Genomic DNA, 21,037 nt, shown 5'->3' with positions numbered 1-21,037 from the left:
TCATTCCGAAGAAATACAAGCCAAGTAGATAGTAGAATCATATACTTGTATCTTCTAAAAACGCCCCGCCGGATATCATCCGAGCGAGGCGTTCTATTATTGCTTGAGCAGCGACAAGAACTCGCTGCGCAGCGCGGTGTTGTTCCGGAATTCGCCCCGGACAGCGGAAGTGACGGTTTTGCTGCCGTATTTTTTGACGCCGCGGGCACACATGCACAGATGCTCGCCTTCGACGACGACCATTACGCCATGCGGCTGCAGCACCTCGTCCATAATATCCGCGATCTGCGAGGTGATCCGCTCCTGAACCTGCAGGCGTCTGGTGATCGCGTCGACCAGTCGGGCCAGCTTGCTCAGGCCGGCGATCTTGCCGCTCGGAATGTAGCCGATATGGGCTCGTCCGAAGAAAGGCGCCATATGATGCTCGCATTGACTGTAGTAGACGATATCGCGTACGATGACCAGCTCCTCATGCTGTTCATCGAAGGTTACCCCCAGCACGTCTCTTGGATCTACCCCATAACCGGCGAAGATCTCTTCATACATCCGTGTGACACGGGCAGGCGTCTCCAGCAAGCCTTCACGTTCGACATCCTCGCCGACCAGCTTGAGGATTTCCTTAACGTGATGCTCGATCTTCTCCCGGTTCGCATCTACCATCTCGTTACTGTACTCTTTTTTGCCAGCCAAATGATCCCCCCGCTTCCTCTATTTAAAGCGCGATGATTGTTTATCTGCGTCGGCCGCCACCGGGCCGTTGTTGTTTGTTCATCATGCTTTGCGCTTTTTGCAGCTGCTGTTTATTCATATTATAGCCCATTTGCTTCGCCATCTTCTGCAGCATCTCCGGGTCGCTTTGCATTTTCTCCAGCTGCTTGCGCAGGTAGAACACGCCGATGAAAAAGCCGCCAACCAAGCCGACGATCAATGTGATGACAGGAATAACAATATCCCACATGATGTTCTCTCACCTTTCCTCTATCGAAGTTAATCAACGCTTATCATACCATGTCAGGCCGGGCGAATGCCACCATTTAATCGGCATACCGCACCATACATGACCCGGTAAGGATCGTCACCCCAGTCTAATATCGAAGCGTGCACAATCGCAAGAAAAAGCGCCTTGCCCGGATGCCTCCCCCACGGCAATGCGCTTATTCGTGTTGTTCCAGTTGCTCCAACTGCTGGGCGGCTTCCTCCATCATCGCTCTGGCTGTGTCATCGGTCTCCTGCCCCGATGCCCGGCGCAGCGGTCCGATTGCAGCCGTATCTCCGATCCGGCCGAGCGACCAGGCAGCGGTCCCCCGCAGGACAGGACGCGGGTCATTCTCCAGCACACCGAGCAGCTCCGGCACCGCCGCCCGCTCTTTGAAGTTGCCCAGGGCGATAACGGCGTTGCGCTGGATCGGCTTGCGCCCGCGCCAGGCGGAAGCGCTCGTAGCATAGCGCTCCCGGAACGCCTTGTTGCCCATCGTCAGCAGCGGCACCAGCAACGGCTTGACCTGCTCGGTGTCGGGCTGCAGCTCGGGGTGCTGCGTCCAGTTCTTGCCTTTGTTGACCGGACAGACGATCTGGCATGTATCGCACCCGTACAGCCGGTTGCCGATCTTGCGCATCATCTCGTCGCCGACGAAGCCCTTCGTCTGTGTGACAAAGGATACGCAGCGCTGGGCATCCAGCTGGCCGGGACCGACCAGCGCGCCAGTCGGACAAGCATCGATGCATTTCGTGCACGTTCCGCATTGGTCCGTCAGCGGTGTATCGTAAGGGAGCGGCAGATTGGTGATGAGCTCGCCGAGATAGATCCATGATCCGAGCTCCGGCGAGATGATCGCGCAGTTTTTGCCGCTCCAGCCGATCCCCGCCCGCTCGGCGACCGCCCGATCGACCAAGGCTCCCGTATCGACCATATTCACTGCCCGCAGCTCCGGGACCCGCTCGCGAAGCCAATTCTCCAGCCGCTCCAAGCGATCCCGGACCACATGATGATAGTCCATCCCCCAGGCCGAGCGGGACAGGATGCCCCGCCGCGCCCCCGGCTCCGACTTGGGCGGATCCGGCAGCTTGGACGGATAGGCGATGGCGATCGAGAGGATCGAACGCGGCTCCTCCATCAGCAAGCCGGGATCCGTCCGCTCATCCAGATCCGGATGCTCGAACCCCGACTCACGCCCCAGTTCTCTATGACGCTGCAAGACCGATCTCAGCTCGGTGAACGGCTCGGCGGATGCGACGCCCAGCGTGTCGATGCCCAGCTCAGGCAGTGCCGCCAGCAGCTCGGACTTCAGAGATGCGTAGTTCGTCAGTGTCTCGCTCAAGATGTTCACACCCCCCCGGTAATCTTGCCCATAAGCAGCTGGAGTTACAGGTTACAAATTGTTGATGCGAGTGATTGGCCACAATATAAGATCGGCTCGTCCCCGGATCGCTTCCTCAGGGACTGTCCCGAAGGAACGGCTGTCCCGGCTGGCCCGCTCGTGCCGGTTGTCTCCCATGACGAAGTATTGTCCTTCCGCCACAGTCAGCGGAGCCATATCCGGTCCATCGATGTGGACATTAGTGTATCGCTCGATGATCAGCTCGCCGTTGCGGTACAATTGGTGACCTCTTATCTCGATCTGGTCGCCGGGCACACCGATGATGCGTTTGACCAGGTAGTCCCTGACCCCCGGCAGCGCATCGGGATCCTTGAGGATGACGACATCCTCATGCACGGGCTTGCCGATCAGATAGATAAATTTATTGACAAACAGCCATTCCTTCTCTACCAGTGTAGGCTCCATCGACTGGCCCTCCACTGTGGAGAGATTAAAGACGAAAACATGAAGCAGCAGAACCACGATTAAGGCAACCGCCAGTGTCTTGCCCCAATCCAGCAGCTCGCGTATCCAGCGGGCAGGCTGCTGCCCTCCGCCACGACTCCGCCTGGGCTCTTGCGGCGGTACTCCTGCAGTCATCCGTGATCGGCTCATCCTACACCCCGTTAGTTAGTTTCATTGTGCTGTTGCTTCCATGCGTTGTAGTATCCGTACACTATTGTATCATTGAAGGGCGCCTGCGCGCACGCGATCCGCTCATTCAACAAGCGCAGTCCTTCTTCTACCTTGCGGGCCACCAGCGGGGAATATCGATAAGCGATCTTGTGCTGCTCATACTCATCCCGGTCCACCTCGAAGACCGAGCCGTCGGCCAGCTTGATGACATCGAGATCGTAATCGATATAAGTCAGGACATCCCTGTACAGATAAGGCGGGGATGCGACATTGCAATAATAACGGACTCCGTTGTCCTCCAGCAGCGCTACGACATTGAACCAGATGCCAGGCAAGAAGAAAGAGACCGCCGGTACGCGGCTGATCCATACTTTGCCGCTGGCCTCCTGGATCGGCGTATGCTCATTGATCAGCACCAGCATTGATTCCGAGGCGTGCTCCGGCTGCAGCAGGGATGCGGGCACGAGCCGATTGTTCATCCACATCCGGTGCAGACGACCGTCATGTTTGAAGCTCTTTATGGTGCAGCGAAGATAACGTTCCATCGGGTACTCCCTATGTTTGACTTTCGCCCGCCAGGGACGAGGCGACTTGTAATTTCGATATGACTGGAATTTAAGAAAAGCATATCCCTTCGGCCACATGCAGCTGGCGTCGGAACATGCTTGTTCAGATCTGACTATACCTCTCGCCGACTCAGCCGGCTACAATGCTTAGCTTTTGGATGGATCTCATAAAATCCTTGGCTGCAAAGCCCATCGATTCGTAGATCGACAGAATGGGTTCGTTATGCTCGTCCGCTGTAATCATAATTTTGGAGACGCCTCGCTGCTCGAAACGCTGGCGAAGGCTCTGAATCAGTGATTTGCCGATTCCTTGACGTTGATAATCCGGGTGAACCGCGATGCGATAGTAGTATCCTTTATTATTATCAATCGTACCAATAATCATGCCTACAATGTCGTTATCCTTGCTGGCTACCAGCACCAGTTCGCTGTCCCATGACAACTGGCGGGCGAATGCCTCCATCGTCTGTTCGTAACACGCCTCAGTGAGCGACAATTCCAGAAGGCGGGTCAACGGACGATAATCAGACAATTGAAAAGAACGAACATGCATGTATGAGAGTCTCCCTTTTCATCGCAGCCGAAATATCATTAACGGCGGCTTCTGTTTGTATCTTGTTAATAATACGACAAAACTCTACGCTTTTCCTCCTTTAACCTTAAAAAAATCTTAAAATACGGCAAGAAAATCAAGGAAGTGATAGAAAGCGCTTTATTGGAATCGCTATCAAGTATGAGTTAGGATGATTTGTAAAATAGTTGAATTTTTCGACATTTAGCTTGTCGTGCTCTTAACCTACATGTATAAATGTGTCTGTTTTGCAGGATGTTATATAGGGTAATAACTCGCAGTCGTGCCTTGGCCGGACTTTACAAACGTTCATGTTGATTTATTCAGGTGAATAAGCGATAATAAAGGGGCTTGGACGACTACATATCTATTATTTGGGAGGTAATACGATTATGGCTCATGAATTGCCAGCACTGCCGTATGCCAACAACGCACTGGAACCGCATTTTGACGAAACCACCATGATGATCCATCACGACCGTCATCACAACACATATGTGACTAACCTCAATGCTGCCCTGGAGTCCGCTCCTGAGCTGCAAGGCAAGTCCGTAGAAGATCTGATCTCCGATCTGAACAGCGTGCCTGAGAGCATCCGTACCGCTGTACGCAACAACGGCGGCGGTCATGCCAACCACAGCCTGTTCTGGGAGACCATCGGACCAAACGGCGGCGGCGCGCCATCCGGCAAGCTGGCCAGCGCCATCGAGAGCGAGCTGGGCGGATTCGACAAGTTCAAGGAAGATTTCGCCAAAGCCGGCGCTACCCGCTTCGGCAGCGGCTGGGCTTGGCTGGCCGTATCCAAAGACGGCAAGCTCAAAGTATACAGCCTGCCTAATCAGGACAGCCCGATCATGGAAGGCGACACGCCGATCCTCGGTCTGGACGTATGGGAGCATGCTTATTATCTGAAGTACCAGAACAAGCGCCCGGACTACATCGCTGCATTCTGGAACGTGGTCAACTGGGAAGAAGTCGGCAAACGTTACGAGGCTGCACTGTAAGTAATTCCCCACAAAGTGAAGTCTTTCTTCGAAGCATCGTCAGATACTTTGCGGGGGCCCCGGGAAACCTTTTTAAAACCATCCCCACACAGTGGAGATTTTTCATCGAAGTTAAGCCGTTCGCAGCACTTTTGCGAACGGCTTTTTTGTAATGGCTAGGATTGGATGTCCTCCCGCTGCTGCCAGTAGGCGCGCAGGATACGCAAGAACACATTGGGGAAAGCCAGCGTCTCCATCTCCTCCGGACCGATCCAGCGGTAGCCCGGCGGGAGCGTCCCTTCGCTCGCGCCAGCGGTATACAGAGCTGCAGTCTCGGCTGCCTGCAGAGCATCCGCTCCGCTCTGCTGCCGCTCCTTCTCGCTCAGCACGAAGCCGTAGTCGGCCAGATACACTTGCACCTTCCAGACGATATGACTGAACACGTGATCGGCCTCCATCCACCAGCTCCGCGGCCGGACGAGCACCGACGTCTCCGCGGCCAGCCGGCGGCTGAGTTCATCCATCTGGACGGATTGAAGCGACTCGGCGACGGCGACGGTGTCGCCCGTCTTGCCGTCCCCCGTCGCTTCCCAAGCCCAGCCCGCGCCAGCTTCCCAGGCGGCAGCAGCCGCTGCAGCCGCTGCAGCGCCAGCACCCGGCCTGCTCCGCATGCGCTTCCCTGGGGCGGACTCGCCGCCATCTGCATGGATGTGCGGCAGCTCCCACATCCTCGCCAGCAAGCCCGTATCCGGACGCTGGCGCACAAGGATGCGGCCCGCCTGCTCGCCGCTGCCTTCGATCAGCGCCGCGAGCCGCAGCTCCGGTCTCGGCGGCTTGGCCTTGGTCTTGATCGGCAGCTCCTTCTCCCGGCCGGCCAACCGGCCGGCGCAATGCTCCATCACCGGACAGATCAGGCAACCCGGCGACTTGGGGGTGCAGATGAGTGCGCCCAGCTCCATCAGCCCCTGATTGAAATCCCCGGCCGCTCCTTCCGGAATAAGCGACTTGGCCAGAATCTCCGTTTTTACTCTTGTGCTGCTCTTGGCGATATCATCCTCCAGGCACATATACCGCGACAGCACACGCATCACGTTGCCGTCGACGGCCGGCTCCGGCCGATTGAAGGCGATGCTCATGATCGCTCCGCGGGTATAGGGGCCGACGCCTTTTAGCGCTGCCACAGCGTCCGCATCATCCGGAACCGAGCCGCCGTGAAGCTGCATGACCTGCCTGGCGCCAGCCTGGAGATTGCGGGCCCGCGAGTAATAGCCCAGTCCTTCCCAGCACTTGAGCACCTCTTCCTCGGGCGCTTCCGCCAGCGCCCCGATTGTGGGGAATTTGTCCATAAACCGGTTGTAATAAGGGATAACTGTATCGACCCTGGTCTGTTGCAACATAATCTCCGATACCCAGATTCGATAGGCATCTCTGCTCCTGCGCCAAGGGAGATCCCGTTTGTTGGCTCGATACCAGGCGAGGAGTTCCCGGCTAAAAAAGGCTTGGGCGTCCACTGTCATGTAAGGTCCCTCGCTTTCTCCGTTGGCTGCGACGGCCGCCATTTGTCGGCTGCACGGTATTTTTTGCGGTACTGGCTGGGCGACAGACCGCAGTACTGTCTGAACATGCGAGAGAGGTAGTGATTTTGCATGCCGATCCGTGAAGCGATCTGCGCTACCTGCTCTTCCGTCTTCTCCAGGCGACGCTTGGCGTACTCCAGCTTGCGGCGGTTGACATAATGAATCGGCGATTCGCCGATCAGGCTCCGGAACAGCTCGATAAAATAGTTGGGGTGCATAAAGGCGATGCCCGCCAATTCCTCTACTCCCACCGTCCTGTCCAGATTCGCCTCGATATAGTCGAGCACCGGCCCGAGCTTGGCAAACGGTTCCAGGCTGCTGAGGGACGAATCATCCAGTTTGCAATGGTCCAGATAGCATGAGATGAGCTCAAGCAAGGCAGCCTTGAGCTTCAGCCGGCTCGTCAACGCCTGTTCCTGCTCGGCGATCGCCATTCGTCTGAGCAGCACCTCTACATCCCCGGCCCGTTCGACCTGGACAATCAGAGGCAGCTGCAGCAGCTCAAACAGCTTGCTCTCTGCCAGATTGGCACGGAATTGGCACCATCGAACGGTCAGTTGTCCGCTCAGATGGTTCAGCTTGTAAGCGATACCCGCCGGGAACAGGATAAGGTCTCCTGCTTCGGCCTCATAGCTCGACTCTTCCGTCTCGATGAGTGCGCGCCCGCCCCGGACCAAGGCAAATCTGAAGCCTTCCGGCACCAGACTCTCCTCCCAGCCCGCTTCGCATTCGCAGTAACCCGTCATAGAAACTTCCGCTTGAATATGTTGAAGATAACTCTGTATGATGTGTGTATACGCGATATTCATTGGGACTCCTGTGTTTACGAGATTGTGGCCGCACACCTGGGCCAAGTTTATATTATACGCATTCTATCCATAAATTGAAATGGGAGGTTATGAGAGGAGATATGGACCAAAGGAACCAGCCGGCAGGGGCACGAAGGGCTGCATTGCTGCTGGCCATGGCGGGCTGCTTTCTGCTGAGCGCTTGCGGCGGCGGCGGCTCCCCGCTCAGCGGGCCGTCCGAGACCGTGCAGCTCTACCGCAACAGATGCTTGAACTGTCACGGTACGGAGCTGCAGGGACGGATGGGTGATCAGTCCAATCTGCAGAAGGTGGGGCAGCGGCTGAGCAAAGAGCAAATAACCGCCAGGATCACCTCCGGCGGCTCTCTGATGCCGCCCTTTGAGGATACCTTGACGGCTGAGGAGATCGAGCAGCTGGCAGACTGGCTGGCAGCGAAACGCTAGCTTCTCCTCGGCGAATCGGATGCACACCGGGAGGAAGCAGCCGTCAGCATACAGGCTCCCCCGCGTAGCCGGCGATCCGTTCGGCTACCGCATACGCGGAAGCAAGCGAACGCTCATGGGTTATACTGACGTGCAGCTTGACCTCATCAGGAGACAGGCCCAGCCGCTGCCACGCCTCACCCGTCAGAGAGCACACCGGTCTGCCGGACGCATCCGGCAGCACCTCGATATCAAGCAGGCCGACGGTGCCGCCGATCCCGCAGCCCAGCGCCTTGACGACAGCTTCCTTGGCGGCGAACCGGCCAGCTGTATATTCGGCGCTTCTCATTCCTTTGCCCGACAACAGCTGCCGTTCTGCTGGCGTCAGCATCTTCTCCAGGAACCGCTCAGCCGTTTGGCCATCCAGGATCCGCCGGACCCGCTCGAGCTCCACCAGGTCATGACCGATTCCGATAATCATCCGCGTCCTCCTCTTCTACACTCAAAACCCCCCGCTTATTGACGGGGGGCCGCCGGGTCAGATCCCGGGAATCGGAGAACGTTTGTGCTCCGTTCTCAGATAGTGCTGCTCCAGCTTTTCCCGGATGTCTGCGGGAACTTCCTTCCCTTCGAGAAAATCGCTGTTATGCTCATACGTAATGCCCAGCTCGGCCTCGTCGGTCTGCCCTTCCCACAAGCCTGCGCTTGGCGCCTTATGCAGAACGGTGTCGGGCACGCCCAGCTCTGCAGCCAGGAGACGCACCTGCCGCTTGTTCAGCGAGGCGAGCGGCGTAATATCGACTGCCCCGTCGCCCCACTTCGTGTAGAAGCCTGTGACAGCTTCCGAGGCATGGTCGGTACCGACCACGATCAGGTTCAGATCGAAGGCAAGGGCGTATTGGATCACCATTCGCGACCGGGCTTTGACATTGCCCTTGCCGCCTCGGCTGATGTGGCGGTGGATGCCGAGCGCTTTGAAGCCCTGTTCCACCTCGAGGGCAACCTCTGTCACCGTATCTTCGATATTGGTCTCCACCGTATGCTCAAGATTGAAGGCTTTGGCTACAGCATAGCTGTCTTCGATATCCTCCTGCTGACCATAGGGCTGGAACACGCCTAACGTCATATACGGTTGCCCGCTCTCGGCTGCCAGCTCATCGGTAGCTTGCTTGCACAGGCCTGCGGCCACAGCGCTGTCGATCCCGCCGCTGATCGCGATTAGCAGTCCAGAGGAGCCAGCTTCCTTCACATAGCTTTTCAGAAAATCAACCCGCTTGCGGATCTCTTCCTGCACGTCGATGTGCGGTTTCACGCCTAACCGCCGGATAATCTCCTGCTGCAGATTCATAGGCTCAGCTGCAGAACCGATCGAACGCAGCAGTCAGATCTGCGGCGATCTCGGCTGCGGACCGATTCTCGATTTGGTGGCGTTCGATGAAGTGAACCAGCTCGCCATCCTTCATCAGCGCGATGGATGGGGAGGACGGCGGGTATGGCGCGAGATACTCGCGTGCCTTGGCAGTGGCTTCCTTATCTTGGCCGGCAAACACTGTGAACAGATGGTCCGGCGTCACGGCGTGCTGCAGCGCCTCGGCCACTCCCGGACGGCACTGGCCTGCAGCGCATCCGCACACGGAATTGACGACAAGCAGCGCTGTTCCTTTGGCTGTCGGCAGCTCGGCTTCGACTTCCTCGGCCGTCCGCAGCTCTTTCATGCCTATACGTGTAAGATCGTCGCGCATCGGCTGCACCATGTCGACCATGTATCGTTCGAATGACATTGACATCTGGACTCACTCCTTGACTATCTTTATTTTGCTACTATTATACTCTTCCTAGATAATCAGGTCAAAAAAATGTCCCTGCGCAGCAACGACTAGTGCTGCGCAGGGACATCCCTTCCTTTATACCGAAGGCCGGTCCGGCCCGTCGAGTTTTTTGTCGTATCCCGGCTTCTCAGGCTCCGGCTGTGCAACCGCCGCTGCATCGGCCTCGTGCTCAGCGGACAACTGCTGCAGCTGCTCCGCCGAAGCTTGACTGAGCTCCTGTTGATCATTGTGCCTGCTCATCGCTATACGCCTCCTTTGCTATTTAGGATGCGCAGAGGGACCCTTTTGTATCCTGTCCTCTTGATTGCATAGCAGCTTTACCCGGAAGATCGTCCCTTCCCCTTCCCGGGATTGGACCTCGATCTTGCCGTGATGACGCTCGACGATGCTGAGACATAAAGGCAGTCCCAGCCCGGTGCCTCGCGATTTGGTCGTATAGAACGGTTCAAACAACCGCTCCAGCTTGTCCGCAGGAATCCCGCAGCCGCTGTCCTCCACAGTCATCTCCACTACTTGACCAATACAGCGGGTACTGATCTTCATCCGGCCCTTTTCGTCCATGGCCTCCATCCCGTTGCGCGCCAAATTGAGGATCAATTGCTTGATTTCTTTGGCGTTAAGCTCCAGATCCGGGACCTTCTCGTCAAGTCCCAGCTCGATCGTCTGTCCGCGCATATTGGCATCGGCCCACAGGAGCGGCATCAGCTCATTGATGATCGAGTTCAGCGAGGACCGCTCCTTGTCGACGATGCGGTTCTGCGCCAGGGAAAGAAAATCGTTGATAATCCCGTTCGCGCGATCCAGCTCTTCGAGAATAATGCGGAAGTACTCTTTCTGGCTGTCTGGACTGCGTTCCTTCATCAGCTGCACGAAACCTCGGATAACAGCCATCGGGTTGCGGATCTCATGCGTAATGCTGGCCGCCATCTGCCCTACGAGGCTCAGTCGCTCCATACGGCCGACTTCATCCCGCAGCTGACTGATCTCCGTGATATCATGTGCGATCAATACTGCTCCGATGATCTCATGGCTGCGGATATCTTTGACGCTGAAGCCGGTTTTGATATAGATCTTGTTGTCCTGACGAACAATCTCCGATACTGTCTCATTGCCGTGGAGCGCGTTTCTCAGCATAGTGGTGTGCAGGTCGCCTTGCGGCCCCTCCTGCAGGCCATCCAGCGGCAGGCCGACCATATCGGTGACGGTCTGATCCCGATTGTTCCCCATGTGAGTGAGCGCCATGTCATTAATATGCGTAATTTTGCCTGCTTTATCTACCATAATTACCCCGAGCGGCGTATTATCGATAAATTGCTGCAGTTTCTGCACTTCGATCCGATAATTCGCAGACATCTGTTGCAGCTCATGATGCAGGCGCTGTTTTTCTTTAACGCTTTCAATTAAGTAGATCAAAAGAGGGCTGATACCTAGCACAGCAATGCCAGCCGCCGTGCTTTCCTGATAGAGGGAAGCTTCGCGGAAAGTGCCCGTGGCAACAGTGAAAACCAGACTGCCCAGCAAATATAACAATATGCCCCCCAGTCCGAGGCTTATCGCCAATTGTTGCTTTTTTCTGAGCAAAGCGCGCCCAAAGCGCCCGATGCAGACGAAGAGGATCGGAACGATGACCATTACAGTCGTCACAATCCCTGCCAGTTCCCAGGGCCTGTCTGCCAAGTAAATGGTGAGCAGGCCGTACACCAATGTCATGATCGATGCTATGAATTTCCCGCCGTAGAGCGCCCCTACGACAAATGAAACGAGACTAAAGTCCAGCTTGGCTGCCAACCCGGACACATGAGACAATACAATGCATAGGGTCATAGATATGCAGCTGACGATGCCTATGAAAACCGGTGTTCCTCTATGACGGTCCGGGCGGTTATACCAAAGCTGAAGCGCAAACACGGGCAATAAAACGATCATGACCTGTAATAAGGCTTCCTTCCACACGAAAAACCGGTCTCCTCCTAGTCTGCTATGACATTTCCTGTTATTCCGATTAAAACACATGTAAATTTTTTTTACAATGTTGAATTAGGTCAACAGTCTCATATCAAAAAGGCAGAGCGTCCTATGGTCGCGATTATTGCGCAGTCTCTGTCGCAAACAACCGCAGGCACCTTGTCAGGTGCCTGCGGTTGTAAGTCCAGCCTTATCGAGTTTGATTCAACAATCATAGATCATCCATATTGCGAGCGATCCAGGTTTCGATCTCCCGCCTCAGTTTCCTCTTGTGCATAAAAGCAATCGTCGCTGACTTGACTTCTGAGCTGTCAGTCGTGCCGAAAAACACTTTTCCCAGCTCGTGGTCATAGGCTTTGACCTTGCTTGAATTGACAAGATTGATGCGATCCAGCTTCTTAAAGCCGAGCGGCTCCAGATGTCTGAGATACGCAGACAACGACGGGACGAGCGGGTAGAAGCGGTCTCTCTCCGAATGGAATACGAGCATGCCCTCTTCCGTCTGGATATAGAGAATATCGGCCACGTCCAACATGAGAACTTCGGTATCATTATGTTTGTCACGTGTAACTGGTATTTTCATCGACTACACTCCAAAACCGTTCCCCCACTGATCTGCAAACGGCGGCCGGACCAGGCCGGCCTCCCTGCAACTGACTACTTCTCCAGCAACTCTGCCGGCACTTCAGGCCGGTGGCCGAACCACCAGCATGCTGTAGAAACAAACACGACGGCCGACAGTCCCAATGATGTAGCCAACAGACGGGCGATTTTGCTTCTCATCATCCTAATCCCTCCCTTTGAACGGTATAATGGTCAAGACTTGAGCCAGAAAAGAAAGAGCAAGCAAGTGCGACTCGATAAAAAAATTCGAGCCGACAATTGCAAGGGCTACCAGCTTCATAACGAGCAGTCTGCGCGCAGAGAGCGTCGTCACGCCTTTCAGGTCGGATGGCGCGAACAGGATAATGAGCAGCATCGCAACTGCCGCGCACGGGATAAACCACGCATCCGAAAACGGTATATGAGGTATGGCGGCCACGACGGTGCTTGAGATCAGGATACAAGCGGTCGGTGACTGGAAGTGGTAGCCGCCGGTTAAGTTGCGGAGCAAGGCCATGGCAATAAGGACGACCAGCGTATCCGCCAGAGCCCCCAGCAGATATCCCGCCGTCAGGGAGAGGACGATCGTCAGCAGATTGGTCAGCAGAGACTTGATGGCGAACACCAGGACTTCCTGGCTGACCTGCTTGCGGTCGTTATGTTGATAGATGTATCCGCCAAACTGCTCGGAGATTCTTCCGATCATATGCTTCGCTCCTTTATGATCATCAGATAAATAATCATCGACGCAATGAGACATATGGAGATCAGTGCCCCCAGGAAGGCAGCCAGTCCCTTGGAAAGTACGGTGACGGTGACACAGATCCACACACTCGCTACAATAAGCGTAATGAGAAGCTGACGGTTTGTGCCGCGGAAAGCGACATGCTCGCTGAGCCGGTCCGGGACAAAAGAGAAGCCGATTCGCTTCTTGATCAGAACCCAGGAGATGGCGAGTACGCCAAGCGACGACAGCAGCTGAACTACTTTGAGATAGACGAAGGTCTGCTGAATCTCAGCTAGCGGCGATACCGCCTGCATGATCAGAACGATCAGCATCTGCAGGACGATATAAACCATGTATCCTGAGACGGCCATAAGCAGTGCATAAAAGAGATGAATACGGAAGAGCAGCCAAAGCAGCAGGACCATCCATAGCAGCATAAAAAAGGGCGTCAGCCAATCCAGCATGAGAACTTCCCGGAGCAAATAGGAAGTCTGTGCCATGACGACTGAAGTGAATATGATTTGCGGTATATAGCTTCGAATAGGAAACAAATAAAGGGACATCATCAATACAAAGCCCGCAATCGTCTCAAACACATTTACGACAAAATCGATCAGGAATATTGTCATTAACTTCCCCCTGAAGTCGGATGACTGTCTCGCTTCTCTACTATCTGGATCTACTATACCACGCAATAAGTACCAAATAAAAGAAAAAAGTTTAAATTAACCCCATTTTTCTACATGTTCATCTAAAATGAACAATTTTACATTTTTCGCGCTAAATAACTCGAATTTTGTCGTCGGATTTACTGCTGCTAGAAAAATAGCGAAACGGGCGAAGGTTTGCTAAAGTAGTTGAAAGAGGAAGATTCTTACTACAAGAGAGGGGATTTAAAAATGGCTTTAATGGAATGCCGGTTTTTCTCGGAAGCTCTGAAACTCAGCACCTCGATGACGGTGATTCTGCCGCAGCAGACCTCCTCGCAGATCGGGATGGACGGTCACGCCGCGGGAGGTCGCCACCAGACGCTGTATCTGCTGCACGGTCTTTCGGACGACGACTCGATCTGGCTCAGACGTACCAGTATTGAGCGATATGCAGCCGCCTACGGATTGGCCGTCGTGATGCCGCAGGTGCACCGGAGCTTCTATACGGATATGAAGCACGGCAACCGTTACTGGACTTTTCTCACGGAAGAACTGCCTGCGCTTGCCCGTTCATTCTTCCCTCTCTCTGACGCCAGAGAAGATAACTTCGTCGCCGGCTTGTCCATGGGCGGCTACGGCGCATTCAAATGGGCACTGCGCAAACCGGAGCAATTCGCCGCTGCCGCTTCGCTCTCCGGGGCGCTGGATATCGCCAGCTTCGGCTCGGACCCGCAGCACCAGCAGAGGGTCGGGGAGTTGTTCCGCCTGATCTATGGCGATGAGCCGATCGCGGGCACCGACAACGATCTGCTCTGGCTGCTTCAGCAGCAGAGCCGGCTCCCGGGTCCGAAGCCGGCATTATATCAATGCTGCGGGACGGAGGACTTCCTATATGAAGGCAACCTCGCCTTCCGTGATGCGTGCCGACAGACTGACCTGGAGCTGGAATATCAAGAAGGCCCCGGCACCCATGAGTGGGGCTATTGGGACGCCCGCATCCAGGACGTGCTCGCCTGGCTGCCGCTCCGCAAGCCGACTGGCAACTAGCAGATCGCGCCTGAAATAACTGGCCCTGACTACTAGGCCGGCAGCCGCTCATCGACCCAGCTTACGATACACTCCATCACCTTGCGCCGCTCCCGGTCATTGTGCAGCTCATGCAGTCCGTCCTGCCACCGGTAGAATGCGCAGCGGCCGTCGAGGCAACTGGCCAGCTGCTCGCTTGCTGCGAAGGACGTGACGCGATCGGCGGTCCCGTGCAGCAGCAGCAGCGGCGACTGCAGGCGGTCGCGCGCATGGGCCAGCGACCATTCGCCCTCGGCCTGGAGGCCGAAGTACATGGCAGCCGAGATCCGGTTGTGGGCGAGCAAGTCGATGACGACAGGAGGAACCTCGTCGTCAGGCCGATACAACGCGCCCGGATCCAGACCGGTGGCGAGCGAGAAGGACGGCCACATCCGGGCCACATGTCTGCCGATCCACTGCTTGGCGCGGGGCGGGTTGAAGGCCAGGCGCAGCCACGGGCTAGTCAGGATGAGCCCGGCGATCTCAGGCTGCCGCCGCAGCGCGCACGAGAGCGAGACATTGCCGCCCATGCTGTGTCCGTAGAGAAAGACAGGCAGCCCCGGATACCGTCTGGACGCTGTTCCCAGCGCATGCTCCGCATCCTCGGTCAGCCGCTGGACCGACGGCGTATGCCCCCGCTTGCCGGGCGAGCGGCCATGTCCGCGCTGGTCGTAGGTGAACAATACATATCCGGCTTCGGTCAGCGTCCTGGCGACAGCCTCGTAACGCGAGCTGTGCTCACCCATGCCATGCACCAGATTGATAACCGCCCGCACCGGCTTGCTGTCGGCTCTCCACTCCTGAGCGAACAGCTCCAGACCGTCCGCAGTAGGCAAAGCCAGTGTTTCGTGAATCATCCGCATACTCCTCCTTAATGCCTTCAGTATCATGAAGCTCTCCTTCTTTTTATACCACGAATGAAGATCCGGTAAAACGCAAGGTTCATGACTATTCTTCCCTGATATCTGGTAGAATAAGAGTAGCGAACAAGTTTGGACCAATATGAAAGAGGATTACTACATATGAACTACGATATCATCATCATCGGCGGCGGCTCTGCAGGATTGATGGCCGCGATCGCCGCCAGCGGCGGAGACGCCCGTGTGCTGCTGCTCGATAAGGGCAGCCGTCTCGGTCGCAAGCTGGGCATCTCCGGCGGCGGCCGCTGCAATGTTACCAACAACAAGGAGCTGGAGGAGATCATCCGGCATATTCCAGGCAACGGCCGCTTCCTGCACAGCGCCTTCAGCAGCTACAGCAACCGGGAGATTATCGCTTTCTTCGAAGGGCTGGGGATCCGGCTCAAGGAAGAGGATAACGGCCGCATGTTTCCCGTCAGCGACAAAGCCAAGACCGTGGTCGATGCGCTCATCGGACAGGTGCGGCGGCAGGGCGTGGAGATCCGGACCGACCAGCCCGTGCAGGAGGTGCTCTACCATGACGGCGCAGTCCAGGGTGTCCGCTTGCAGAATGGCGAGCGGCTGCAGGCTGCAGCGGTCATCGTCGCGACGGGCGGCCGTTCGGTTCCTCATACGGGGTCGACCGGCGATGGTTACCCCTGGGCCGAAGCCGCGGGACACACGATCACAGAGCTGTTCCCCACCGAGGTGCCGCTGCGCTCGAGCGACGCATTCATCGTCAGTCGCGAGCTGCAAGGCTTGTCGCTGCGCGACGTGACGCTCAGTGTCTGGAACGGCAAGGGCAAGTGCGTGATCTCGCACCGGGGCGACCTGCTGTTCACTCACTTCGGACTGTCCGGCCCCATCGCCCTGCGCTGCAGTCAGTTCGTCGTCAAGGAGCTGAGGCGCTCGGAGACGGTTCGGCTGACGGTCGACCTCTTCCCGGACGCCAGCGCGAGCGAGCTGTATGCCGACACATGGAAGGCCGCTGAGGCCGAACCCAAGAAAGCGATCAAGACGATCCTGCGATCGGCGGTGCAGGAGCGCCTCGTGCCCGTCCTGCTCTCTCTAGCCGGGCTGTCTGAGTCGACCACCTTCGATAATATTCCCAAGGCCAACTGGCAGGCGCTCAGTATACTGATGAAGACGTTCCCCGTCTATGTCCACGACACGCTTTCCATCGAAGAGGCTTTCGTGACGGGAGGCGGTGTGAACCTCAAGGAGATCGACCCCAAGACGATGCAATCCAAGCTGATGAGCGGACTTTATTTTTGCGGCGAGATTCTGGATATCCACGGCTATACCGGCGGCTATAATATTACAGCAGCCTTTGCGACCGGCCATGCGGCAGGCAGTCACGCTGCTGTATCCGCGACTCAGCCTCGACTATAGTCCAGGGCCAAACCGGACTCCCGGCGATGGTAATGACCCACATAAAATGGTACGCTGTATTATAGGATATAAGGAAGGCATCATCTAGTGTCACCGCACCCGGAAGTTACGAGAGGAGTCCGCAATGTTTCAAGAGCTTTTGGATTTTTTGGAGAATTTCGGCGCCTGGGGTTTGTTCATCCACGCCTTTATCGATGCTGTTATTTTTCCGATCCCCGCTTTTTTCTTGCAGGTTTCTCTGAGTGCTCTCAACCCAGGCAACGCCCTATGGCTGGCAACGGTCGGGTTTATCGGCTGTATCCTCGGGACCCCGTTCGGCTACTGGATTGGCAAGGCGCTCGGCCACTCGCTGCTCTATAAATTTTTGAAGAAAGATTGGATCGACAAAGCGACCGCCATGTTCCAGAAGAATGGCGAGACTGCCATTCTGATCGGATCGTTCACACCCATCCCTTTTAAAGTATTCACGATTCTCTCCGGATGTCTTAACTTCCCGCTGTGGCGCTTGCTCGCCTACGCCGCACTGGGGCGCGCGATCAAATTCTATGCGGTAGGCCTGTTATTCTATCTTTACGGTCGTGCGGCAAGCAATATGGTGAGCGACGTCTCGCTTTATATTTTCCTGGGCGCCATCCCGTTCATCATCCTCTATCTGTACCTGCGTAAACGGATTCGGGACAAAAAAGCAAAAGCTGCATTGGAGACGCTTGAGGACGAAGCCGGCAAGCCTGCAAAAGAGCTGGTCAGTGACGCGGATGGCCAACCGGATGCGGCCCCCAGTCAGTCAGCCGCAGCTGCGGATCATGAATCGCTCCGCCCATCCATCAAGCTCGATAAGTAAGCGAGACTCGACCTTGCGGCCAGACTGCGCCGACAGGGTCGTTTTGCGTCTGCGCAGCCAGCAACACTCGCGATACGCAGGATTGCTGTGCTATGCCCACTATGGTACGATCAATTGTATCAAACCGTCGAGGGATGAGAAGATGGAAGACCTGCTAAAGCAGATCCTAAGCAAGCTGGATAATCTGGATAACCGGATGCAGAACGTAGAGGACAAGCTGGATCGCATGGAGCACAAGCTAGACGCTACCTTTGACCAGACGGCCCAAAACGCGGAAGCGATAAGCGGCATAGCAGCTGCGCAGGATCGGCATGAACGGATACTGGAGGTCCTGTCGCTTCGCTCCATAGAGCAGCAGGCTTACCGCAACCGTTAACCCATACCCCACGACAAGAGACTGCCTGACCAGGCAGCCTCTTTTTTGTATATACGCCGCAACAATGCTGGCAGTCCCTGTGACTAAAACGGCAGCTTGCTCGTCGTCCACCAGCCGAGCGCACCGCCTGCCATCGCCAGAAGCGCACCCCACCAGCCGGCCCAACTGAGGCCCGCCACTAATCCCAGAATCAGCACGCCCGGCAGCAGCAGCCAGAACTTGGATCTGGCCAGCCCTTCCGCCCCCGCCTCGTCGCCCCAGCGGAATTGCACGACGAAGCGCTCGCTGCGCCACTGCTCCCATTGCACCCGCTGCCAGGAGCCGACCAGCACCGGCAGGATCAGGACCAGGACGATGCCCAGCCATAGCGGTGACAACAGCACGGCAGTAATCGAGACAGAAAAGTAGCCGATCACCAGCCGCAGATAGCTGAATTGACGGATCGCCGACTTCATGTACATCTCAGCCAGGATGACTGCCGGCTCCGAGCTGCGGAATATCCGCCCGGAGCGGCGCATCACCAGCGGCTGCTTTTGTCTGCCGATCGGCTTGGCAGGGGCGGCCTGCGCAAGCAGCAGCTTGGTGCTTGCCAGCCGGGCATCTTGCTCGCTTGCGATATCCGCATACAGACTGCTCCGCATGCGCAGCTTCCACTGGCACAGCAGCACAAGCACAGCGAAAGCGGCTGCAAGGCCTGCGCATCCAATGAGCAGCGGCTGCTGCAGCCACTGCAGCATAGCGTACACATAGACCGTGGCGATCACCACAAACGCCGTGATATGAATGGCATACCGCCGCCAGCCGGTCCATCTCGCATCCAACAAACTCGCTGTGACCGCGCTGATCATCTTGAAAACTACTGTCCACAAATAGCCAATGACGATGAATTCCCACGAAAGACCGAGCCCGCGGACAAGGTACGGCATCAAAGGAATATAAATGAGTGCTGTTGTCAGCATCTGAACGAGCAGTGTATAGATCATGCCCAGCCGCATGACCGTCAGCAGCCAGCGCCGCTGCTGGACGAGGAAGAGCACATCGGCCTCCTCCAGAAACGTACGCAGTCTGCCAAGGAGCAGCGGCAGCAGGAGGATCGCCGGATACCATCCCGCCGGCAGCTGGAGCATCCACTCCGGCGGCTGCCGCCAGATCTCCAGATAGGTGCCGCCGCCGATGAATAAGGCGGGCACGAGCAGGTATAGCCAGACTGTCCAGTCCAGCGCCCCCTTCCACACCCGGTACTGCCCCGCAGCATAACGTCTTAGTCTGAGGGCAAACAGCTGTCTCGCATTTAACATGTGTCGCCCTCCCCTTAAGTCAGCGCATGGAAGCAGTCGAAGAGCAAGGCGTCTGCAGCGCAGCCTGCCTGCTCCCTCACCGCTGCCAGCGTACCCCGCGCGACGACAGATCCGCCGCTCAGCAGCACGAAGCTGTCGCAGATCCGCTCAGCGGTGTCCAGCACATGAGTGCACATGAGGATGCCCGCCCCCCGCTGCCGCTCCAGCTCCAGCATATCCAGGAAATCCCTGGTCGCATGAGGATCCAGGCCGACGAACGGTTCATCGACGATGTAAATGTCCGGCTCCAGCAGGAAGCCGATGATCAGCATCACTTTTTGCTGCATGCCTTTAGAGAATTTTACAGGGTAATGGTGCCTGACCTCCGACAAGCGGAAACGAGCCAGCAACGCATCCGCCCTGGTCGCAAAATCATCCTCCTCCATCGCATAAGCTGCAGCCGCCAGCCGCAGATGCTCCCAGAGCGTCATATATTCATACAGTACCGGCTGCTCAGGCACATAGCCGTACCGGCCGGCTGCTCCGCCGAATACAACTTCCCCCTTGACATGCTTCACCAGGCCAAGAAGCGTTTTGATCGTCGTGCTCTTGCCCGCTCCGTTAGGCCCGATCAGGCCGACCAGCTCGCCAGGTCTGACCGAAAAGCGGATATCCCGGATGATCGGCTGTTGCTGCTCGTATCCCGCCTCCTCGATATCCGACCTCAGCATGAACTGCTGCTGCAGCTCGATTCTCGTTGTAATGGCCTGCTCCCGTATTTTCTCCATCGGATTCACTCCCGCTTGATTTAGACCGGGTGCAACAGCTTGTACAGGGCAACCCGGCTTCTATACCCGGACTATACGTCAAAGTAGCCCAGTCCGTTTCGAAAAATTGTTTTTAAATGTAAAAAATGATATCATAACGATATAATAATAACATCAATCTAGCAAACGAGGTGTCCCATGAACGAAATGACCGCCGGCGTGGAAGTGATGGAGACGCGCCTGACGCATCTGGCCTATGCGCCGGAGATCGCCAGCGCGATGCTGCAGCGCCAGCAGGCATCGGCGATTGTGGCGGCGCGCTCCCTGATTGTCGAAGGGGCGGTCGGCATGGTCGAGATGGCGCTGCGGGAACTGGAGGACAAGGGCATCGAGCTCGATGGCGAACGGCGTGCAGCCATGGTCAACAACCTGATGGTCTCCATCGTCTCGGACCGTGCCGCCACCCCAGTCCTGAATACGGGAACACTGTACAGCGGCTAGACGGAGCCTAATGAACAAGGGCAAAAAATCGTTTCCGCTCCGCCTTGATCCCGAGCTGCACCGGGCTATCGAACGGTGGGCGGCCGATGATCTGAGAAGCGTAAACGCCCATATCGAATTTTTGCTGCGTGATGCGCTGCGGCGGGCGGGACGGCTCAAGGGCATGCCAAGCCAGGAGCAGCGCGACCGTGAAGAGGAGTGACTGAGCAAGCAGTCTTCACTGG

General features: G+C 56.5%; 27 protein-coding genes and 1 pseudogene. 8 read left to right on the top strand and 20 right to left on the bottom strand.

What is annotated here, in order from left to right; translation table 11 throughout:
• Positions 1-96: 96 nt before the first annotated feature.
• The 6 genes from folE to ABC336_RS20160 form a co-directional block, all read right to left on the bottom strand.
• Positions 97-690: a GTP cyclohydrolase I FolE gene (folE, locus tag ABC336_RS20185; protein ID WP_413240357.1), complete on the bottom strand. Its 594-nt coding sequence runs from the start codon at positions 688-690 to the stop codon at positions 97-99.
• Between the two features lie 40 nt (positions 691-730).
• Positions 731-958 (bottom strand): YneF family protein, encoded by a 228-nt coding sequence (locus ABC336_RS20180; protein WP_413240356.1) that lies wholly within the window; start codon positions 956-958, stop codon positions 731-733.
• A 196-nt stretch (positions 959-1,154) separates the two neighbouring features.
• Complete coding sequence (queG, locus tag ABC336_RS20175; RefSeq protein ID WP_413240355.1) at positions 1,155-2,318, bottom strand: tRNA epoxyqueuosine(34) reductase QueG; 1,164 nt, start codon at positions 2,316-2,318, stop codon at positions 1,155-1,157.
• A 51-nt stretch (positions 2,319-2,369) separates the two neighbouring features.
• The gene (gene lepB / locus ABC336_RS20170) at positions 2,370-2,957 is read right to left on the bottom strand and encodes a signal peptidase I (RefSeq protein WP_413240354.1); all 588 of its coding nucleotides are present in this window, start codon (positions 2,955-2,957) and stop codon (positions 2,370-2,372) included.
• 26 nt (positions 2,958-2,983) lie between these two features.
• Positions 2,984-3,538 carry a DUF402 domain-containing protein gene (locus tag ABC336_RS20165; protein WP_413240353.1) on the bottom strand — a complete coding sequence of 185 codons (555 nt, stop codon included), beginning with the start codon at positions 3,536-3,538 and terminating at the stop codon, positions 2,984-2,986.
• 151 nt (positions 3,539-3,689) lie between these two features.
• The gene (locus tag ABC336_RS20160; RefSeq protein ID WP_413240352.1) at positions 3,690-4,112 is read right to left on the bottom strand and encodes a GNAT family N-acetyltransferase; all 423 of its coding nucleotides are present in this window, start codon (positions 4,110-4,112) and stop codon (positions 3,690-3,692) included.
• 410 nt (positions 4,113-4,522) lie between these two features.
• Between ABC336_RS20160 and ABC336_RS20155 the strand changes: the two genes are divergently transcribed.
• Positions 4,523-5,134: a superoxide dismutase gene (locus tag ABC336_RS20155; protein ID WP_413240351.1), complete on the top strand. Its 612-nt coding sequence runs from the start codon at positions 4,523-4,525 to the stop codon at positions 5,132-5,134.
• A gap of 155 nt (positions 5,135-5,289) precedes the next feature.
• Here the strand turns inward: ABC336_RS20155 and mutY are convergent, their stop codons facing one another.
• Both mutY and ABC336_RS20145 read right to left on the bottom strand, forming a co-directional pair.
• A complete protein-coding gene (mutY, locus tag ABC336_RS20150; protein WP_413240350.1) occupies positions 5,290-6,630 on the bottom strand; it encodes an A/G-specific adenine glycosylase in 1,341 nt (446 codons plus the stop codon).
• Positions 6,627-7,436: an AraC family transcriptional regulator gene (locus tag ABC336_RS20145; protein WP_413240349.1), complete on the bottom strand. Its 810-nt coding sequence runs from the start codon at positions 7,434-7,436 to the stop codon at positions 6,627-6,629. Before ABC336_RS20145 ends, mutY begins: the two co-directional genes overlap by 4 nt.
• Before the next feature lie 164 nt (positions 7,437-7,600).
• Between ABC336_RS20145 and ABC336_RS20140 the strand changes: the two genes are divergently transcribed.
• A complete protein-coding gene (locus ABC336_RS20140) occupies positions 7,601-7,942 on the top strand; it encodes a c-type cytochrome (protein WP_413240348.1) in 342 nt (113 codons plus the stop codon).
• A 43-nt stretch (positions 7,943-7,985) separates the two neighbouring features.
• On the opposite strand, the gene acpS is transcribed toward ABC336_RS20140, so the two are convergent.
• The 9 genes from acpS to ABC336_RS20095 all read right to left on the bottom strand — a co-directional run bounded on the left by acpS (position 7,986) and on the right by ABC336_RS20095 (position 13,674).
• Positions 7,986-8,402: a holo-ACP synthase gene (acpS, locus tag ABC336_RS20135; protein ID WP_413240347.1), complete on the bottom strand. Its 417-nt coding sequence runs from the start codon at positions 8,400-8,402 to the stop codon at positions 7,986-7,988.
• A gap of 57 nt (positions 8,403-8,459) precedes the next feature.
• Positions 8,460-9,269: an NAD(+) synthase gene (nadE, locus tag ABC336_RS20130; protein ID WP_413240346.1), complete on the bottom strand. Its 810-nt coding sequence runs from the start codon at positions 9,267-9,269 to the stop codon at positions 8,460-8,462.
• Between the two features lie 4 nt (positions 9,270-9,273).
• Positions 9,274-9,708 (bottom strand): BrxA/BrxB family bacilliredoxin, encoded by a 435-nt coding sequence (locus ABC336_RS20125; protein ID WP_413240345.1) that lies wholly within the window; start codon positions 9,706-9,708, stop codon positions 9,274-9,276.
• Positions 9,709-9,825: 117 nt separating this feature from the next.
• Positions 9,826-9,990 (bottom strand): hypothetical protein, encoded by a 165-nt coding sequence (locus ABC336_RS20120; RefSeq protein WP_413240344.1) that lies wholly within the window; start codon positions 9,988-9,990, stop codon positions 9,826-9,828.
• A gap of 18 nt (positions 9,991-10,008) precedes the next feature.
• Positions 10,009-11,574, bottom strand: coding sequence for a two-component system sensor histidine kinase NtrB (locus ABC336_RS20115; RefSeq protein WP_413240343.1), 1,566 nt, complete (start codon positions 11,572-11,574; stop codon positions 10,009-10,011).
• A gap of 352 nt (positions 11,575-11,926) precedes the next feature.
• Positions 11,927-12,298, bottom strand: a complete 372-nt coding sequence (locus tag ABC336_RS20110) for a LytTR family transcriptional regulator DNA-binding domain-containing protein (RefSeq protein WP_413240342.1) — start codon at positions 12,296-12,298, stop codon at positions 11,927-11,929.
• A gap of 74 nt (positions 12,299-12,372) precedes the next feature.
• A complete protein-coding gene (locus ABC336_RS20105) occupies positions 12,373-12,501 on the bottom strand; it encodes a cyclic lactone autoinducer peptide (protein WP_413240341.1) in 129 nt (42 codons plus the stop codon).
• A 1-nt stretch (position 12,502) separates the two neighbouring features.
• Positions 12,503-13,024 carry an accessory gene regulator ArgB-like protein gene (locus ABC336_RS20100; RefSeq protein WP_413240340.1) on the bottom strand — a complete coding sequence of 174 codons (522 nt, stop codon included), beginning with the start codon at positions 13,022-13,024 and terminating at the stop codon, positions 12,503-12,505.
• Positions 13,021-13,674, bottom strand: a complete 654-nt coding sequence (locus ABC336_RS20095; RefSeq protein ID WP_413240339.1) for a hypothetical protein — start codon at positions 13,672-13,674, stop codon at positions 13,021-13,023. Before ABC336_RS20095 ends, ABC336_RS20100 begins: the two co-directional genes overlap by 4 nt.
• 270 nt (positions 13,675-13,944) lie before the next feature.
• On the opposite strand from ABC336_RS20095, the gene ABC336_RS20090 reads away from it, so the two are divergent.
• Positions 13,945-14,742 (top strand): alpha/beta hydrolase, encoded by a 798-nt coding sequence (locus ABC336_RS20090; protein WP_413240338.1) that lies wholly within the window; start codon positions 13,945-13,947, stop codon positions 14,740-14,742.
• Positions 14,743-14,774: 32 nt separating this feature from the next.
• Here ABC336_RS20090 and ABC336_RS20085 read toward each other — a convergent pair whose 3' ends face one another.
• Complete coding sequence (locus tag ABC336_RS20085) at positions 14,775-15,617, bottom strand: alpha/beta hydrolase (protein ID WP_413240337.1); 843 nt, start codon at positions 15,615-15,617, stop codon at positions 14,775-14,777.
• Between the two features lie 165 nt (positions 15,618-15,782).
• On the opposite strand from ABC336_RS20085, the gene ABC336_RS20080 reads away from it, so the two are divergent.
• The 3 genes from ABC336_RS20080 (at position 15,783) to ABC336_RS20070 (ending at position 18,268) form a co-directional block, all read left to right on the top strand.
• On the top strand, positions 15,783-17,051 hold the full coding sequence (locus tag ABC336_RS20080; RefSeq protein WP_413240336.1) for a BaiN/RdsA family NAD(P)/FAD-dependent oxidoreductase: 1,269 nt from the start codon (positions 15,783-15,785) through the stop codon (positions 17,049-17,051).
• A 124-nt stretch (positions 17,052-17,175) separates the two neighbouring features.
• Complete coding sequence (locus tag ABC336_RS20075; RefSeq protein WP_413240335.1) at positions 17,176-17,892, top strand: YqaA family protein; 717 nt, start codon at positions 17,176-17,178, stop codon at positions 17,890-17,892.
• A 142-nt stretch (positions 17,893-18,034) separates the two neighbouring features.
• Entirely contained in the window at positions 18,035-18,268 is a 234-nt protein-coding gene (locus ABC336_RS20070; protein ID WP_413240334.1) for a hypothetical protein, read from the top strand.
• 83 nt (positions 18,269-18,351) lie between these two features.
• Here ABC336_RS20070 and ABC336_RS20065 read toward each other — a convergent pair whose 3' ends face one another.
• Both ABC336_RS20065 and ABC336_RS20060 read right to left on the bottom strand, forming a co-directional pair.
• On the bottom strand, positions 18,352-19,566 hold the full coding sequence (locus ABC336_RS20065) for an ABC transporter permease (protein ID WP_413240333.1): 1,215 nt from the start codon (positions 19,564-19,566) through the stop codon (positions 18,352-18,354).
• A 14-nt stretch (positions 19,567-19,580) separates the two neighbouring features.
• Positions 19,581-20,333, bottom strand: coding sequence for an ABC transporter ATP-binding protein (locus ABC336_RS20060; RefSeq protein WP_413240332.1), 753 nt, complete (start codon positions 20,331-20,333; stop codon positions 19,581-19,583).
• A gap of 192 nt (positions 20,334-20,525) precedes the next feature.
• On the opposite strand from ABC336_RS20060, the pseudogene ABC336_RS20055 reads away from it, so the two are divergent.
• Together ABC336_RS20055 and ABC336_RS20050 are read left to right on the top strand one after the other, a co-directional pair.
• Positions 20,526-20,813 (top strand): annotated as a pseudogene (locus tag ABC336_RS20055) (SPFH domain-containing protein); the annotation flags it as partial.
• Between the two features lie 10 nt (positions 20,814-20,823).
• Complete coding sequence (locus ABC336_RS20050; RefSeq protein ID WP_413240331.1) at positions 20,824-21,015, top strand: type II toxin-antitoxin system antitoxin; 192 nt, start codon at positions 20,824-20,826, stop codon at positions 21,013-21,015.
• Positions 21,016-21,037: the final 22 nt, after the last annotated feature.

It is taken from the genome of Paenibacillus jepli, from assembly GCF_047238105.1.
In the GTDB taxonomy this organism is placed as follows: Bacteria; Bacillota; Bacilli; order Paenibacillales; family Paenibacillaceae; genus Paenibacillus_D.
The sequence above is the reverse complement of the archived record's forward strand: the minus strand, read 5'-3'. Positions and strand labels throughout refer to the sequence as shown.